The sequence below is a fragment of the Mesorhizobium sp. G2-6-1 genome, assembly GCF_055809095.1.
On sequence record NZ_CM147896.1, the window covers coordinates 3,691,238 to 3,708,601 of the forward strand.

At 55.7% G+C, this 17,364-nt stretch carries 13 protein-coding genes and 1 pseudogene; 3 read left to right on the forward strand and 11 right to left on the reverse strand.

Annotated elements, in window-relative coordinates; translation table 11 throughout:
• Position 1: 1 nt before the first annotated feature.
• The 4 genes and pseudogenes from cuyB to AC0L7S_RS17830 form a co-directional block, all read right to left on the reverse strand.
• Positions 2 to 739 carry a cysteate racemase gene (gene cuyB, locus AC0L7S_RS17815; protein ID WP_473472226.1) on the reverse strand — a complete coding sequence of 246 codons (738 nt, stop codon included), beginning with the start codon at positions 737 to 739 and terminating at the stop codon, positions 2 to 4.
• A pseudogene (locus tag AC0L7S_RS17820) lies at positions 739 to 1,937 on the reverse strand (DegT/DnrJ/EryC1/StrS family aminotransferase). Before AC0L7S_RS17820 ends, cuyB begins: the two are co-directional and overlap by 1 nt.
• Positions 1,938 to 1,957: 20 nt before the next feature.
• Entirely contained in the window at positions 1,958 to 2,983 is a 1,026-nt protein-coding gene (gene cuyA, locus AC0L7S_RS17825; RefSeq protein ID WP_473472227.1) for a D-cysteate sulfo-lyase, read from the reverse strand.
• A 369-nt stretch (positions 2,984 to 3,352) separates the two neighbouring features.
• The gene (locus AC0L7S_RS17830; RefSeq protein WP_473472228.1) at positions 3,353 to 5,773 is read right to left on the reverse strand and encodes a GcvT family protein; all 2,421 of its coding nucleotides are present in this window, start codon (positions 5,771 to 5,773) and stop codon (positions 3,353 to 3,355) included.
• A gap of 199 nt (positions 5,774 to 5,972) precedes the next feature.
• Here AC0L7S_RS17830 and AC0L7S_RS17835 point away from each other — a divergent pair, with 199 nt between their 5' ends.
• Positions 5,973 to 7,529, forward strand: coding sequence for a trimethylamine methyltransferase family protein (locus tag AC0L7S_RS17835; RefSeq protein ID WP_473472229.1), 1,557 nt, complete (start codon positions 5,973 to 5,975; stop codon positions 7,527 to 7,529).
• Positions 7,530 to 7,531: 2 nt separating this feature from the next.
• Here AC0L7S_RS17835 and AC0L7S_RS17840 read toward each other — a convergent pair whose 3' ends face one another.
• The 3 genes from AC0L7S_RS17840 to AC0L7S_RS17850 all read right to left on the reverse strand — a co-directional run bounded on the left by AC0L7S_RS17840 (position 7,532) and on the right by AC0L7S_RS17850 (position 10,111).
• A complete protein-coding gene (locus AC0L7S_RS17840) occupies positions 7,532 to 8,539 on the reverse strand; it encodes a LysR family transcriptional regulator (RefSeq protein ID WP_473472230.1) in 1,008 nt (335 codons plus the stop codon).
• Positions 8,540 to 8,777: 238 nt separating this feature from the next.
• Complete coding sequence (locus AC0L7S_RS17845) at positions 8,778 to 9,551, reverse strand: NAD kinase (protein WP_473472231.1); 774 nt, start codon at positions 9,549 to 9,551, stop codon at positions 8,778 to 8,780.
• 281 nt (positions 9,552 to 9,832) lie between these two features.
• Positions 9,833 to 10,111: a hypothetical protein gene (locus AC0L7S_RS17850; protein WP_473472232.1), complete on the reverse strand. Its 279-nt coding sequence runs from the start codon at positions 10,109 to 10,111 to the stop codon at positions 9,833 to 9,835.
• A gap of 299 nt (positions 10,112 to 10,410) precedes the next feature.
• Between AC0L7S_RS17850 and AC0L7S_RS17855 the strand changes: the two genes are divergently transcribed.
• The gene (locus tag AC0L7S_RS17855) at positions 10,411 to 11,967 is read left to right on the forward strand and encodes a DEAD/DEAH box helicase (RefSeq protein WP_473472233.1); all 1,557 of its coding nucleotides are present in this window, start codon (positions 10,411 to 10,413) and stop codon (positions 11,965 to 11,967) included.
• 164 nt (positions 11,968 to 12,131) lie between these two features.
• Here AC0L7S_RS17855 and AC0L7S_RS17860 read toward each other — a convergent pair whose 3' ends face one another.
• From AC0L7S_RS17860 to AC0L7S_RS17875, 4 genes are all read right to left on the reverse strand, one after another.
• On the reverse strand, positions 12,132 to 12,698 hold the full coding sequence (locus AC0L7S_RS17860) for an ABC-type transport auxiliary lipoprotein family protein (RefSeq protein ID WP_473474354.1): 567 nt from the start codon (positions 12,696 to 12,698) through the stop codon (positions 12,132 to 12,134).
• A gap of 116 nt (positions 12,699 to 12,814) precedes the next feature.
• Positions 12,815 to 14,188 carry an MlaD family protein gene (locus AC0L7S_RS17865; RefSeq protein WP_473472234.1) on the reverse strand — a complete coding sequence of 458 codons (1,374 nt, stop codon included), beginning with the start codon at positions 14,186 to 14,188 and terminating at the stop codon, positions 12,815 to 12,817.
• Between the two features lie 14 nt (positions 14,189 to 14,202).
• The gene (locus AC0L7S_RS17870) at positions 14,203 to 15,012 is read right to left on the reverse strand and encodes an ABC transporter ATP-binding protein (RefSeq protein WP_473472235.1); all 810 of its coding nucleotides are present in this window, start codon (positions 15,010 to 15,012) and stop codon (positions 14,203 to 14,205) included.
• A gap of 10 nt (positions 15,013 to 15,022) precedes the next feature.
• Positions 15,023 to 16,210, reverse strand: coding sequence for an MlaE family ABC transporter permease (locus AC0L7S_RS17875; RefSeq protein WP_473472236.1), 1,188 nt, complete (start codon positions 16,208 to 16,210; stop codon positions 15,023 to 15,025).
• A gap of 76 nt (positions 16,211 to 16,286) precedes the next feature.
• Here AC0L7S_RS17875 and dgcA point away from each other — a divergent pair, with 76 nt between their 5' ends.
• Positions 16,287 to 17,267: an N-acetyl-D-Glu racemase DgcA gene (dgcA, locus tag AC0L7S_RS17880; RefSeq protein ID WP_473472237.1), complete on the forward strand. Its 981-nt coding sequence runs from the start codon at positions 16,287 to 16,289 to the stop codon at positions 17,265 to 17,267.
• Positions 17,268 to 17,364 lie beyond the last annotated feature (97 nt).

Below are 17,364 nucleotides of genomic sequence, written 5' to 3' on the forward strand. Positions count from 1 at the left end.
TCTATAGCCGAGGCTCGCCCTGAACCCTGTTGTTGGTCTGCGAAGCAAATTTCACAATGCTGTCTGCCAATATGTCGATGCTGTCGACAACATTGCAGGTTTTTGGGATTGCGTCCTTGACGATCGAAAACTCGCTACACGCGACAAGCAGCACGTGAGCACCAGCCGTGACGAGTTCATCGGCGGCGTCTTTCAATATCTGCCGGGCTTCTGTGTCAGCACTCGACATCTTGATACCGCGAATTGCAGCCAGCATGCGCTGTTCATCGTGAGGATAAAGCGGCGTGATCTGCCGCTTCTCGAACGCGCGTTCATATATTCCTGTGATGCGGATTGCCGGCGAAGCCAGGATGCCGACGATAAGTGGATTTCCCACCGTCATTGCCGCCAAGTGATCTGCGGTCAGTTCAACCATGTCCAGAAAAGCTATCCCGATGGCTTGGACAATCGCAGGGGAATAATTGTGAGCGGTATTGCACGGCATGGCGATAGCCTCGGCACCGGCCATTTCAAGGCCACGAGCCATATTGGCGATTACCGGTCCGGGGTCTTCGCCAACGCCTTCGATCAGCGCCTTGATGCGCGATGGAACCTGGGTATTGTTGTCGACGATCATGGGAATGTGGTCGGCATCATCCTTGGCTTTGGTGCGTTGGATGACCCTTATCATGAGCAACACCGTGGCTTCGGGCCCCATGCCACCAATGATTCCGATCTTGCGGGGATAGCGGCCTGACATCACAATCTCTTTGCGCAAAATTCTGTTGTACAATCAGCGATAATGTCCGCCACGAGGGCGCAATCATCCACCGTGAATGTCAGTGGAATTCTCATATCGAACAGGCTTGAAAGTATCTCGTCGGTAACCGGCATTGATTGTGGTTCGAAATAGCGCCAGCTATGGTGGTTGCTGGTGTAGGCTGCTGGCGCGTCGGCACCAAACCATTTCAATTCCACACCATGTTCCAGATTGGCGGCAACAAACGCCTGCGCGTCTTGCGCCGAGATGCCGGGAATACGAAACTGGATCGAGCTTCCGACGTAACGCTCTTCTCGTGGCCGCTCCGCAATGGCAATTGCCGCAACCTCTTTCAACCTGCGTTCGATGGCGCGATATCGCTCGTTCCACCGGTCAATATTGAGCTCCAGAGAGGCCAATTGAGGCCGCAAGATCGCCGCCCGCAAATTGTCCATGCGGCCCGACATGTTGGGCATTTCAAGACGTACGTCGTCGAATACCGATGTGTCCGGGGCAGCACCGTGGCGCTGATATAGCATGTAGGAACCCGACAGGATGATGGCGCGCGCCATGAACTGAGGATCGCTTGACGTGATCAGCCCCCCTCCCCGGAGTTCATATGCTTGTAGGTTTGCGTACTGAAGCAGCCTGCAATGCCAAAATTTCCGCTTTTCACGCCGTTCCAGGTAGCACCCATCGTATGTGCGCAGTCCTCGATAAGCATCACGCCAGAGCGTTCGACAAACTCCTGAAGCTGCCCCATGTCAGCAAGGTGCCCGCGCATATTGGATAGCAGAAGAAAGCGGGCACCGGTTACGTCGATCTTGCGTGCCAGGTCATCAAGATCGATGACCAGATCGTTGGTGATTTCAACAAGCACCGGCTTGCCACCGGCATTCACAATTGCACCAGGCACCGGTGCCAGAGTGAATGCATTGGTGAGGACAATTTCACCACGCGCCAAGCCGGCAGCCCGCAAAGCAACGCTCATTGCGTAGCCGCCCGAAGCACAGGCGAGACAGTATTTTACGCCCTGATAGGCCGCAAATTCAGCCTCCAGCGCCGACGCGACCGATGTCTCATCAACCGCGGTGTTGTAGCGATGAATGCGCCCGGTCCGCAAAACCTCCACTGCGGCGGCAATCGCGTCTTCGCCTATTGGCTCCTGTTGGGTGAAATTGCCACGAAAGCGCTTCATGATAGGCTCGCCTTTGAAGTTCACTCAGCCGCGACAGATAAGTTTCCGTCATATCCAAAGGCATGTGTGTACCCAAACAACGCCGCAGAACCACCAGTGTGGACGAAAACGATGCGTTCGCCTTTCTTGAAATGGCCTTTGCGGATCAGATCAATCAGGCCCGCCGCACCCTTTCCGGAGTAGACGGGGTCGAGAAGGATGGCTTCGAGCCGCGCGAACATTTCTATCGCCTCGATCCCTCCCTTGGTTGGAACACCATACCCTTCGCCAACATAATCGGTGTTGGCCACGACGTCTTCGCGTTTGACAACACCCGGGCAGCCCAGCTTTTCGGCTGTGGCAACAGCCAGTTTATAAACATTGTCTTCCTGCTTCTGTTTTGGTGCCCGAACGCCGATACCCAATAACGGGATATTCGCGTTGATCGCCTTCAGGCCGACGATAAGACCCGCCTGGGTGCCGGCACTGCCCGTGGCATGGACGATATGATCGATCGCGAGGCCGAGATCGTTCGCCTGGCTTACAATCTCCAATGCACAATTGGCATAGCCAATCGCGCCCGTCGGGTTCGAGCCGCCACCGGGGATCGTGTAGACTTTTCGTCCCTCGCCCCGGAATTTATCTGCGGCCTTTTCCATCTCGGCATTCATGTCGAGACCACCGGCGCATCTTTCGGTCGTGGCGCCGTGCAAATGATCAAGGAAAACATTGCCGTTGTGGTTGTGATTTGGATCGTTGGAGCCGGTCCGGTCTTCCAAAAGGATATGGCAATCCATGCCGATCTTGGCGGCAAATGCAGCCGTCTGGCGGGCATGGTTCGACTGCGTGGCGCCTTGGGTCATGACCATATCAGCACCCTGTTCCACGGCTTCGGCCATAAGGAACTCGAGCTTGCGCGTCTTGTTGCCGCCTGTCGACAAGCCGGTGCAGTCATCCCGCTTTATCCAGATTTCCGGCCCATTCAGTTCGCGCGTCAGGCGCTCCATTGGCTCCAGCGCTGTGGGAAGATGCCCTACCCGAATCCGAGGGAAACGTGCCAGATGCATAGCGATCTACTCCTTATGAAATGATGTTAGCGCATAATCTTCCATCATCGACCACTATTCAAATGCAAATTTGTCTTTATAACTTGCATATTAGGCATAATGTGAAAAAAGCTAACCCAAAGGAAGCTCGGCTGAGGAACTTGATTCGGAAAAGAACGATTTGTTCCTGTTTGGCCTGCTTCCCATGCCAACCAGGTTCGCAACAACATTCGAAACGGCGACAGAAATCGCTATTTTGAACGCAGTTAAACAGCTTCCCGTTTCAACGTGTCTGGCCGATGTCACCCCATGAGCGTATTGAGCGAGCATCCGCCACGACCCGCTCAATCGAAATCTACAATTCCCACACTCTCCGGTGCAATTGCCCGCTCATCCCCTTACATGCCGATAATCCGGGTCATAAAGGCATTCCGGCGAGACGGAGGCCGAAAATTTGCGTCCGATTATCTCGATGTCGAGTTGCGTACCCTGCGAACTGAATTTTGGTTCCACAAAACCCATTGCGAGGTTCTTGCTGACCCGGTGACCCCACCCGGCAGACGTCACGGTGCCGACTACTCGACCATCCGCGAGGATTGAATCGCCTGGATGTGCAGGTGCCTCGTTGCCATCAATGACAACGGAGATGAATCGCTTGCGCGCACCGACATTGTGCATCTTCATCAGCGCGTCCTTGCCGACGAAGTCCTTTTCCAAGTTCACGAAGCGGTCGAGCGCACTTTCAAACGGATTGTACTCGGTAATCAGATCGGCCTTCCAGTGCCGATACCCCTTTTCCAGCCGCATGGACTCGGTCGCATGAAGGCCGAAAGGTTTCATGCCAAAGCTTTTTCCGGCCTCGCGCAGAATGGAAAAAGCGAGCTGCAATTGGGCATTGGGGATGTGCAATTCCCACGCCAACTCACCGGAGAACGAGACCGACATCGCAATTGCCTCGGCGTTGCCGATGAATGTCGGGCGAATGGAAAGCCATGGAAACCCTTCTCTGGACCAATCAGTGCGAGGCGCAGCCTTGGCAAGCACCTGACGCGATTTCGGACCAGCTACCACCAGTATCGTGTAGTCATTGGTCAGGCTTTTGATGCTCACGGAACCGTCCGCTGGCAATCGCTCGGTGAGCCAGTCCATATCATGATATTCTGCCGCAGCCGCAGAGCCATACCAAATCTTGTCGGCCGCAAGATTGGCGATAGTGGCTTCACCCTTGATATTCCCCTGCTCATTGAGAAGGTAGCAAAGCCCCACCTTGCCGGGCTTGCGCGTCAGCCGCGAGCACACAATGGTGTCGAGCCAGTCATGGGCATTCTCGCCGGTAATCTCATAGCGGTTGAAACCAGAGACCTCCATGAGACCCACGTCATTTTGAACGGCGTTGACTTCCTGGGCGACGACCTCGAACGTATTATTGAAGCGGAACGAGTGATTTTCGACAAAGTCGGCGCAGGGTTTGTAAAATGCCGCCCGCTCCCAACCATTGACCACCCCGAATTCGGCGTTCATCTCTGCAAGCGTTTCGGTCAGAGGTGTCGTCTTTGCCGGACGGCCCGCCGGACGATGCTCATGTGGCATGTGAAAACGGAATTCGTTCTGGTAGTCCTCAATAGCCTTGAGTGCCGTATATTCGACATTGGCGTAGCGTGAAAACCGCCTCGGATCGATGCACCATGTGTCGTAGCAGGCCTCGCCATGGGCGATGATCTGCGCCAGCAGCCAGCCATGACCACCACCTTCACCAAGACCGGCGCGAAGGCCCGTGATGCAGTAAGCATTCCGCTTTCCGGGGATATGACCAACGAGAGGCGAGCCGTCGGGCGTGTAGGTGATCGGACCATTTATGATGGTGTGCACGCCCGCCTCTGTCAGGCATGGCAAACGCTTGAATGCACCGTCCATGACATCAACGACGCGCTCAAGGTCATCAGGGCAAAGCGCCATCGTGAAATTCGGATCGATGCCATCGAGACCCCAGGTTTTGCAGTCCTGTTCATAGAACCCGACCAGAAGGCCGTTCTTTTCCTGACGCGAGTAGAAGTCGTCCGTCGGACAACGGATAAGAGGAACGCGAAAACCGAGCGCTTCTATCTCGGCAATCGGCTCGGTGAGCATGTATTGATGCTCCATGGAGGCGACCGGAAGCTCGACCCCCATCATTGCGCCCAGTTCATTGCATCGATAGCCGCCAGCGTTGACGATCTTCTCGCAATGGATATCACCGTTTTTGGTCTGGACGATCCAGCTTTGGTCCGGTTTTTGAACGAGCCCGACAACCGGATTGAAGCGGTAGATTTCCGCGCCTGCCTTGCGGGCACGGTACGCAAGCGCCTGACAAAGCTGTGCGGGATCGATGTCGCCGTCCATCGGGTCCCACAATGCGCCAAGCAGGTTGTCCGATGAAATCAGGGGGTGACGGCGCTTGCATTCCGCAGCGTCTATGAGTTCAAAGTCGACACCCATCCCCTTCGCCTGGCTTATGAAATGGTTGTAGCCATCAAGATGGTCCTGCGTCGCGGCAAGTCGGATTCCGCCGGTAGCATGGTGGTAGTTGATCGGATATTCAGGATCGTTCGCCAGTTCCTTATACAGGCGAATGGAATGGCTCTTCAGCCCCACCATCGTCTGGGTCCCACCAAAGTTCGTGACCTGCGCCGCTGAATGCCATGTCGTGCCGGACGTTAGCTCGTCCCTCTCGACCAGAACGCAGTCAGTAATCCCCTCCTGCGTAAGGTGATAGAGCGTGGAGCAGCCGCCAATACCACCACCTATAACGACAATTTGAGTGTGGGATTTCATTTTCTCGTTCCGGTTTCCACAATAGCAACAGACTTTTCCGGCCCCCACATTTGCGCGGCAGCACCATTCATTTCCAGCCCCATCTCACTTGTTTATATTTTTGAAACAGCTTGTTCCGAATTCATAACATTTCACTCCAGCCATTTCGCTCGTAATGAATATGCGCGAGATTTGGATTCCAGACTTGGGAGGAGCCGCGATGACGAGCCAGGAATTGCATATCAACCGGCGCGGACGTGCCTCTCGCGTGCTGGCACGTAGCATGCCCAAGTCAGAGGCCAATCCATGTCCTCCCGGACAACGCGGAGGGCAATACCGTCCCCTTTCGGAACATGAACTCACGCAGATTATCGACACTGCCCACCGGATTTTGGAGGAAATCGGGATCGGTGAAGTTCCGCCGGTGGTGTTTGAACGAGCGCTGGAACAGGGTGCGACGAAGAGCGATAGCGGGCGTCTGCTTTTTTCACGATCCTTTGTGGAGGATATTCTCAACGGTGCAGCGAAGACGTTCGTCTACCATGGTCGTGATCCCAGTCACGACTTTGAAATCGGAGGTGACCGCGTCTATTTCGGCACGGGAGGTGCGGCCGTTCAAACACTCGATATGGATACCGGCCTTTACCGCTCGTCGACGCTCAAAGACCTTTACGATTTCACCCGTCTGGCCGACACGCTCGACAATGTAAGCTGGTTCACGCGCTGCTGTGTGGCAACCGACATTCCGGACAATTTCGATCTTGACGTGAACACCGCCTACGCCCTTCTGGCCGGCACAACCAAACCTGTCGGCACCTCATTTACGATTGCCGAACACGTCGATCCGATCATCGACATGTTCGATCTGGCACTTGGTGGCGAAGGGCGGTTTCGTGAGCGCCCCTTCTGCAAAGCCCACATTTCACCAGTTATCTCACCGTTGCGCTTTGGCGAAGACGCCGTTGATGTGACGCTTGCGTGCATTCGGCGCGGTGTGCCGATAAATTCCATCATCGCGGCGCAGTCCGGTGCGACTGCTCCAGCTACGCTTGCCGGGATGTTGGCCCAGACCACAGCTGAAACGCTCGCCGGGCTAATTCTCGTGAACATATTCGCCCCTGGCTATCCGATGATCTTTTCCAACTGGCCGCTGGTCATTGATCTCAGAACAGGCGCGTTTTGCGGCGGCGGCGGGGAAATATCGCTTATGAATGCCGGTGCGGCGCAGATCAGCAACCATCTGGGCCTGCCATCTGGTGTGGCGTCGTCAATGGCGGACGCTAAAGCGGTCGATGCCCAAATGGGCGCCGAAAAGGCAATTGCTGCCTTGGCTGCCGGATTGGCCGGTGGAAACATGGTCTACGAGTCATCTGGAATGATGGCCAGCCTTCTTGGGGCGTCTTTTGAAGCATTCGTGGTCGACAATGAAATGCTGTCGCATATTCACCGCATGGTGCGCGGCATTGAAGTGAACGAAGAAACGCTCGGCTTCGAGGCCATCAAGAGTGCCGTCACCGGCGAAGGTCATTTCCTCGGAGCGTCGCACACAATGTCTGCCATGCTACGCGATTATTTCTACCCGCCCCTTGCAGATCGCGACGCGCCGCGTGTGTGGGAAGAAAAAGGTGCTCACGACATTTGGTCGAAGGCGCGCGACAAGGCAAAGCACATCCTCTCGACGCATTACCCGCATTATCTCGACAGCGCGGTCGATGCCCAAATCCGGGATCGCTTCAACATCGCCTTGAAGCCGAATGCCATGAAACTCACTGCCTGAGGCTACTCGTCCTCAACCACTTCAATGGTCGTCGAGATTTCCGGGGCTATCTCGGAAAATCTCGGCAGGAGCCGCTCGCGGACCAGTCTGCGGCAATCCACTGCAAGTTGTTGCGGCAAATGTCCAAGCTCCTCACTGCGCGCAATGAGGTAAATCCGCCGCGAAAAGGCCGGGAATGGCATCGTCATGACATCGAGATAAGGCACGAAACGCTCCGCATCCAGGACGTTGAGCGGTGTCGTCAATGTCCAGCCTTTTGTTTGAACGGCCATTGCAAAAACAGAGCGCGACGCCTCGAATGCGTAGTGGCGTGGCGCCTTGAATCGCAGGCGTTTCATTTGCTGCGCCACTATGCGCCCGATAGGCATGGCTTCGGAATATTGCACGAATGGAAGGTTTTCCAGTTGTTCGCGAAGATCATGGGAGGGAGAGATAATTCCCTTCGCCGCGACAAGAACGAAAGGCTCGCGCAAAATCGCAATTGAGCGGAATCTGTTGGCATCGGATGGCATGACAACCGAGACAGCGATATCGGCTTCACGGTCGATGACCTTTTGCGTGATGGTATCGGAGCGCCCTGAAAACGCGTTCACAAAGCAATTGCGGAATCGTTTTTGAAGACTGGCGACCAGAACGGGCGTGAGTGAAGCGTCCAAATCGTCAATGATCGCAAGGTTCAGTTGCGGCAAACTCGAAAGATTGAGTTCAGCCAGTTCAGACTGCGCTTCAGACACGGCTTCAAGGATGCGATGGGCGTGAACGCGTAGCACCTGCCCCGCTGGCGTCAAAGTAACGGGGCGCGAGCGGCGGTCAAAGAGCTTGGCACCGATGCTCGATTCCAGTGCCGTTATCTGCTGCGATACGCCTGACGGGCTGCCACCGATCTGGGTGGCCGCTTCACTGACCGACCCCGTCTCCTCAACAGCGACGAACACGCGTAGGCCACGCAAACTCAGCCCTGAGTTGGGTTTGGTAGGCTCTTTCGAGGATCGAATTGTTTCGGCGCTCAATGTTGGGGGAACCTGATTTACGACAGCTCACAGTGTACCTATTTTGAAGCCTGAGCAATTGGCCTGGCGCAATAGCGCGATGAGCTTCCTCTTGAAAAGGGTGGCCGAGTGCATTGCTGTTGTTTGTGGGTTAAAATGAGAGTGGTTCAGCTTTTGATAAAACCGCCGAGCCGAACTAATTAACTATTTTTACACTATTTTTTACGGAGAATCGCTGAGCACTTCTCCTGATATTTCTCTAATATCTGAACTGTTCGGTCAGGATTCGTTCGTTCCAGGAATGGCTCGGATCAAATAGCAGCGTCGCCGTAGCTGTCATCGACTGGCATATGGTGACGGATTTCACGGCCTTTACTTCCGTATGGTCGGCAGCCACGTTAACGGGCCGCTTGTCAGCTTCCAATATATCGAAGCGCACGGTGGACTTGTTCGGCAACAGCGCACCACGCCAACTGCGTGGCCTGAACGGGCTGACCGGCGTCAGCGCAAGAAGTTGGGCATCGAGCGGCAAGATCGGCCCATGCGCCGATAGATTGTAAGCCGTCGAACCGGCAGGCGTGGCAACCATAACGCCGTCGCAACTCAACTCTTCCATTCTGACATGACCGTCCACGGTGATGCGTATCTTGGCTGTCTGGTAGGATTGGCGCCAAAGCGCAACTTCATTGATGGCGAGTGCCGAAGCCGTTGCGCCTTCCATGGTAATGGTGCGCATCTCAAGTGGCCGGATGGTTTCTGCGACCGCAGCAGCAATGCGCGCCGGCAGCGCCTCCATCTGATACTCATTCATCAGGAACCCGATCGTGCCACGGTTCATGCCGTAAACTTTCTTGCCAGTCCCCATCGTATCGCGCAGCGTTTGCAACAAAAACCCGTCGCCGCCCAGAGCGACAATGATATCGGCATCGGCAACGTCGATCTGACCATAGCGCACCGACAATTCATCAAGCGCGGCCGTTGCCTCGTCCGTATCAGATGAAATAAAGGCGAGTTGGGGAGATGCTTTGCTCATGGTTCCTTGTGGGATAGCCCAGTCGCGTTTTCGTCAAGGGCGTTCAATGGGAATGGTCGCGCGTCTCTATCTCATTGTTCAGGCATCGGATTTTTCAACGAATGACACCCGGCATCGGAATCGAACCACTAGCATGGGCTGACGGTGGTGCAAAGAGATGCAATTGAGGCTGACAGTTCACGTGATGTGATGTCGATCACATCGTCACCGCGCCGAGAATTGACTTCCGCGGGACACAGTGTGGTTAAGATCGGGCTTAAGATATCGTAAACGCGATTGGTTCAATTTAACACAATCATATCGGTGGCGTGGGGCCTAAGCCGATCGGGACGCACTTGCCAGTTGTTCGTATGTTTATCGTGTTCCTCATTGCAGGAACCTTCGCGCTCGCGTTCGCCGGACTTGTTCGCCAGGCGGATGCGCTGAGCGCGCGCGCCTATATGGGTAATGCGCAATGCGATGCCGCCCTGGGAATGCCGTGCGCGTCCGAACAGACTTTGCGATTGCAGCCGAACGAGTAGAGCGGTCCATTTTTTGATGAAAACGTCAAGCCGCTCCAAATATTTGTTCCAGCACTTTCGCAAACGCAGGACTACCTGAAAGCACCAATGGCTCCTGACCCTAAGATGTGCAATTTCTCGCATGGTTGCATGACGGAATAAATAGAAATGGCTATATCAGGCACGCAGGTGCACGATATATTTAGTCTAATCGCGTGTATCTGGCTATTTCAGGACTGTTTGTGTTGACAAATTGCGGAGTTGCGCCTATCGCGATGCGCAATGTTGCATATGCGAGGCATGTGCCGCGACGCTAGGTGTCGCGCTCCCCAAAACCAGCCAAAGACAGCAAAAAACACTTGTCCTCAGACATCCAATCCGCCGAAGAGGCGTTGAAATTTTCGGATCTCGGCCTTTCGCCAAAAGTTTTATCGGCGGTGACCGACGCCGGCTACACCCAACCCACACCAATACAGGCGGGAGCAATCCCCCACGTATTGCTTGGCAAGGACGTGCTTGGTATCGCCCAAACGGGGACCGGCAAGACAGCTTCATTCGTATTGCCCATGCTGACCCGTCTGGAAAAAGGGCGGGCGCGGGCACGGATGCCGCGCACGCTGATATTGGAGCCGACCCGCGAACTTGCAGCCCAGGTCGAAGAAAACTTCATCAAATATGGCAAAAACCACAAGCTCAACATCGCCTTGTTGATCGGCGGCGTCTCCTTCGACGAGCAGGAAAAGAAGCTGGAACGCGGTGCGGATGTGCTGATCGCGACGCCAGGTCGTTTGCTCGACCACCGCGAAAGAGGCAAACTGCTGCTGAACGGCGTCGATATTCTGGTGATCGACGAGGCGGACCGCATGCTCGACATGGGTTTCATCCCCGATATCGAGCGTATTTGCGAGATGATCCCGTTTACACGCCAGACCCTGTTCTTCTCAGCCACGATGCCGCCGGAAATCACCAAGCTGTCGGAGAAATTCCTGCAGGCACCGGTTCGCGTTGAAGTCGCCAAAGCGGCAAGCACGGCATCGACCGTCACCCAGCGACTTGTCAAATCGGCAACGAAGCCGTGGGACAAGCGCGCCGTGTTGCGCGACCTTATCCGTGCCGAAGATGACAGCTTGAAAAACGCGATCATTTTCTGCAATCGCAAGGTCGATGTTTCCGAGCTTTTCCGCTCATTAATCAAATACGAATTCGATGCTGGCGCGCTTCATGGCGACATGGATCAACGTGCGCGCATGGCCATGCTGGCGAATTTCCGGGATGGAAAGCTCAAATTGCTCGTTGCCTCCGATGTTGCGGCGCGCGGTCTGGACATCCCTGATGTCAGCCACGTCTTTAATTACGATGTTCCAATCCATGCCGAGGATTACGTCCATCGCATCGGGCGTACCGGGCGCGCCGGCCGTTCCGGCAAGTCATTCACGCTTGTCACCAAGCCAGACAGAAAATATGTCGATGCCATCGTTGATCTCATCGGTCAGGAAATCGAATGGCACGACGGTGACATATCGACATTGCCGGTCAGTGACACCGAGGACGAAGCGCCACGCCGCGGGCGTGGTGCTCCGCAACGGGCGCGTCACAAGGACGACGCAAGCAAAAACCGCCGAGAGCGCAAACCTCGTGGCAAGCCTCAGGAACAAAATCTTGAGGCCAACGCTTCTGAAGAAAAGGCGCAACCCGCTAACGAGACACTTCCGGCTGCTGAGGCAACCGCTCCATCTCGCGGACCTGCCAATGGCAGACGTCGGGTAGATTCCGGGCCGGCTGACGGGCGCGAACGCGGCAATGCGCGAGCGCAACGCGATCACCGCCCAAGCCGTCACGGCGAGAACGATAGCGACGGCACGATCGGGTTTGGCGACGACATGCCTGCCTTCATGCAGATCGTCGCAAAGGTCTGATTTTCAGCGCAAGCTGACGGCCTGATCCTGCATAGTGCGACTTTCACCGAATGCCGCACTTTACGCAGAGCGCCGCGCACCCAGTCGGTGCACACTGGATGCGCCATCGCTTTGATCGAGCATCGTGGCATTCCAAAATGCTAATCATTATTCTTGGAATTGCTCTAAATCAGCTTGTCAGTCCAGTTGACGATCTGTTGCGCGGTATCGCCGAACGCCTTGTCGAGCGCGCCGACATAGGCTTGATTGCCACTTCCTGAAACTGCAACATTGGCAGAGAAGCTCTTTGCGGCGCGCACCTCGCCATTCCGGTCATTTAGGAGCCGCACGAAAAGCTCAACGGTGGCATGCTCACCGCCACTGACCTCGACTTCAAACGAACGAATTTCGACGATTATCTGATAGTCGATCGCCAACCCCTCGCCCGGCTTTCCTACCCCGGAAAAACCGCCGGACTTCTGGAATGTCTCGGCAAGCCTCGCTTGCACGATCAGTGGCAGACGGTCGGCCCATTGCGCGCCCTTGAGATACTGGATCGATCCGGGCGTTGGCTTGATGACGATATTTTGCCCGTCGAGTGCTTTCAGCGCCGACGGTTCTGCGATCAATATCTGGCGGCGGCTGCGATTGTGTGCATCCACAGAAGGTGATGACAATTCATAAGTGTCCAATGGTGCCGGGCCACCTCCCGGCAAAGCTGCGCACCCGCCGATGGCAAGCGCAAGCAACATCACGCCAGAGCGGACCCCAAATGCCTTCACGCGCGCTGTCCGTTGTTCGCCAACCATACAACCATTTTGTTGTGCCCCGATGAATGCTTGTTTCTTGCGGTGATCGATAAACATTGTCAACGCCGCACCCGCCCATCGTACTGGCGCACTTCACCGTCGCCACCTGACAAAATTCGTTGAGGATTGCGTTGAATATCGCTCACAGCCTGTTCGATGCGATTGATGGAACGGCGGCTGTCTTTGACCAGCGCTTCCACTCCCTGCAGCCCCTGACCTGAGAACCGCGCCAGATTGTCGGTGATCGTACCCAATCGCGCGTTCAGCGTATCAGCGACCTGCTGGAATGATTTCAGCGTGTTTCTGGCGTCAGCCATCACGCCATCAGCCTGGCCGGAGCCGAGCAGTTTGTCGACTTTGACCAGAATGCCATCAACACGAACGGATGCAGCGTTAAGGCGTTCGGCCAATTGCTGCGCATCGCTGATCGTCCGGTCGATATCGTCAGCGTGTTCGCTGAACTTGTCAGTGACTTTGGCAATGTCGCTTGCCGCCTTGTTGGCGTTTTCACTTGCCGTCTTGATGTTCGCCATCACATCGCGCACATCTTTCGGGTCGATGCCATCCAGAACGCCATCCACCCGGGAAAGCGTGCTTTTCGTATTCTGGGCAAATTCGTTGATCGTTCCGACGGCGGTGTTCACGCCGTTGATGACGCCATCGAACTGATCGCTCGACTGTCGCAGATTTTGAGTGAACGTATCGACATTGGCAACGATCGCCTTCACCTGATCCTTGTCGACAGCGTTGAGCAAACCTTCTGCTGCTTTCAATGTACCGTCCAACTTGCCGGATACGCCTTGCAACTCGTCCGAAAGCGCGCTCACGCTCGCCAGGAATTTGTCGATACCGTCAGCATTCTTTGCCAACGCGTCCGAGAAAGTCTGGGCGTTCTGCAAAGTTTTCGTCAGAGGCCCGCGTGCATCCTTGGAAAAGCCCTCCAGTTCGCTCAGCACCTTGTCGGCGCGAGTGAATATGTTCTGCGCCGTTTGCAACAGATTTGTCACTGCGGACGGATTGGCAACAATTTCGGCAACCGTCCCATCGGCATCCGCCTGATCGAACAGTTTCACTTCTTTTCCCGCGGCACCTTTGAGCTCAATATTTGCCTGCCCTGTAAGACCGGCCAGACCGATATCAGCCTGTGTCGACTTGGTAATCGGCGTCAGACGATCTACCTCGGTATCGGCGATGGCGACGGTTGGATTATCGACGTCGATATAAACGCGGCGCACGTCACCTACCTTGACGCCATTGAACAGCACGAAGCTTCCGCGCCCAAGACCGGAGGCCGAGCCTGGAATGCGCACCCTCAACAATGCTGTTTCACCCCTGCCACTGATGGCGGCGGTCCAATAGACGAACCCGAAGGCTGCGAGGATCGCGACCAGCGTGAAGATGCCGACAATGATGTAGTTGGCTCTGGTTTCCATCGGCCTATTTATCGCTATGCACGGGCGGCAAGATCAAGTTGTCGGGCGCGTTTTCCGCGGAAATACGATTTTACCCACGGTTCTTCGCACTTTAGCATGCTGTCGATTGTCCCTTCGATCAGAATTTTCTTGTTGCCCAGAACGGCAACACGGTCGCAAGCGGTAAAAAGCGAATCGAGATCGTGCGTCACCATATAGACCGTCAAATCCATTGTATCGCGCAGTTTCACCACCAATTCATCGAATTCCGAGGCGCTGATCGGATCGAGCCCGGAGGTCGGTTCATCCAGAAAAACGATATCCGGATCAAGCGCCAGCGCACGCGCCAATGCGGCGCGTTTGATCATGCCGCCAGACAATTCGGAAGGGAATTTGCGCGCCGCATCGGGCGGCAGGCCCACCAATTCCACCTTCAACATTGCCAGCTCATCCATCAACTTCTTTGGCAGGTCGAGATATTCGCGCATTGGCACCTGCACGTTTTCTTGAACTGTCAGCGCAGAAAACAGCGCGCCGTGCTGGAACAGGACACCGAGGCGCATGTCGACCCGCAGGCGTTCGATGTCACTGGCGTGATCGACATCGACACCAAACAGCTCAATCGAACCTGACTGCTTTTTATTCAAACCCAGAATCGTTCGCAAAAGCACCGATTTGCCGGCACCTGAGGCACCAACAAACCCAAGAATTTCGCCGCGTCTGATTTCGAGCGACAGCTTTTCCAGTATCACCTTGGAGCCAAAGGACACAGTGATGTCGCGCGCCGACAGCACGACCTGCTCCTGCTCGCTGGAAGGTATTACTTGCTCGTCGGGTTCGCTCATGCCGGCCATGTCAGAAACTGATCGCTGCGTAGAAGATGGCAAACAAGCCATCCAGAACGATGACCACGAAGATGGATTTCACCACGGAAGCCGTGACATGTTCGCCCAGGGATTCGGCGCTGCCGCCTACTTTCATGCCCTCCACCGAAGCAATGGTGCCGATGATCATGGCCATGAATGGTGCTTTGATAAGACCGGCAAAAATGGTGCTGAGATCGATGGCCACGCGTAGCCGATCAATGAATGCGGCAGGTGGAATGCCGGAATACAGCCAGGCCGCCAGCATACCGCCGCCAAGCGATGCGAAATTCGCGATGATGGTGAGACATGGCAACGCAATGACCAGCGCCACCAGACGCGGGAAAACGAGAACGCCGATTGGATTGAGGCCGATAACCTTGAGCGCATCGACCTCTTCGCGCATTTTCATCGAACCGATCTCGGCGGTGATGGCACTGCCGGATCGGCCAGCTATCATGATCGCCGTCAACAAGACGCCCATTTCGCGCAACACCAGCACGCCAACGAGATCAACGACAAAAATGTCTGCGCCGAAATAATTGAGCTGATATGCACCTTGCTGCGCGACAATCGCCCCGACGATGGCGGACATCAAAAGCACAACCGGTATTGCACCAACGCCCATGCGGTCGATCTGGGAGATGATCGCGGCCGGATTGACGGCGTGGCCACGGCCCAATTTCATCTGTGCACCACGTATCGTGGCCCCCAGAATATTCATCGCCGCAAGAAAATCGTCCCGCATTTCATAGACACGTCGCCCCACGCTTTCCAGGCCGCGAATGATGAAATTGGCCCCGCGCTCGGGTTGCGTGTCGTCGCTACGGCGCACGGCATCTGCAACAGCCTCGAGAAGGATAGATGCAATCTTGCTTTCGCCTTGAAGTTTGACCGGAATGCCCCTGGTTTCATTGACGCTGACCAGTCGATCAATCAGCCATGCCCCCGCAGTGTCCATCTTTTCGATGTTCGACAAATCGAGCGTCAGGGCATTGAAATCGGACCTTGTTTCAAGTTTGCGCATTTCACTGTCAATGATCGCGACACTGCGAGTAGTCCAGAAACCGGAGAACGCACAGCAAAGCACATCGCCATCCTCGCTTATGGCGATATTCGGGTGGTGGTCAGCCTCCCCGGCAACAGTGCCGCTTGCGTCGCGTTTTCCTATGGTCAACATGACATCTGTTTAGCCCGGCAGAAACCGCCTGTCGATTTGCCGTTGGTTTCGTTTGCCTCTTGCGGAGAAGAAAAATATGGCGCGTGTCATTTCGGTCGAAGCTGAGCGATTTCCCATTGCCGGAGTTTTCACGATCTCACGCGGGTCCAAGACCGAAGCCGAAGTCATTACTTGCCAGATCACCGATGCTGGCCATACCGGGCGCGGCGAATGCGTGCCTTATGCACGCTATGGCGAAACGATGGAGAGCGTCCAGCAGGCAATCGAATCGGTGCGCGGCGAAATCATGGCGGGCATGAGCCGTGAAGCGTTGCTTGGCGCTATGCCTGCCGGAGCGGCGCGTAATGCCATCGATTGCGCGCTGTGGGATCTTGAGGCCAGGCAATCTGGCATTTCCGTTGCCGATCTCATCGGCGTGGTGCCAACGCATCTTACAACAGCCTACACCCTGTCGCTGGGTTCGCCCGAAACAATGGCCGAGCAGGCGCGCGCCAACGCCAAGCGCCCGCTACTCAAGGTCAAGATCGGCGCGGACAACGATATTGCTTGCATTCGCGCGGTCACAGACGCCGCCCCGAACAGCCGCATCATCCTCGACGCCAATGAAGGCTGGAACGACGCCAACATCGTCGAGAATCTTGCTGTAGCCGCAGAGCTTGGCGTCGCGCTGATCGAGCAGCCATTGACGACCGGGCGTGACGACATTCTTCGCCACATCGCACACCCCGTACCGATCTGCGCCGATGAGAGCGTGCACGAGGCCAAAGACCTCGCATCTCTCGTGGGTCTTTATGATGCAGTCAATATCAAGTTGGACAAGGCGGGCGGCCTGACGGCGGCACTGATGTTAAAGGATCGCGCCCGCGAACTTGGGTTTTCTGTCATGGTCGGTTGCATGGTTGGCACGTCGCTTGCCATGGCACCAGCCGTACTTTTGGCGCAGGATGCGGATTTCGTCGATCTGGATGGGCCGTTGCTTCTGGCACGTGACCGCACCCCCGGTCTTGTCTATGAAGGCTCGCTTGTCTCAGCCCCGCAGCGATCTTTATGGGGCTAAGATTGACTTGACTGCAAACACCCAAAGCGGGCGTGGCAAGAATCTTCTCAAACGGCGGCAGCGCTCTTGCCCTTGATGCAGACCGGTGCCTATCCAT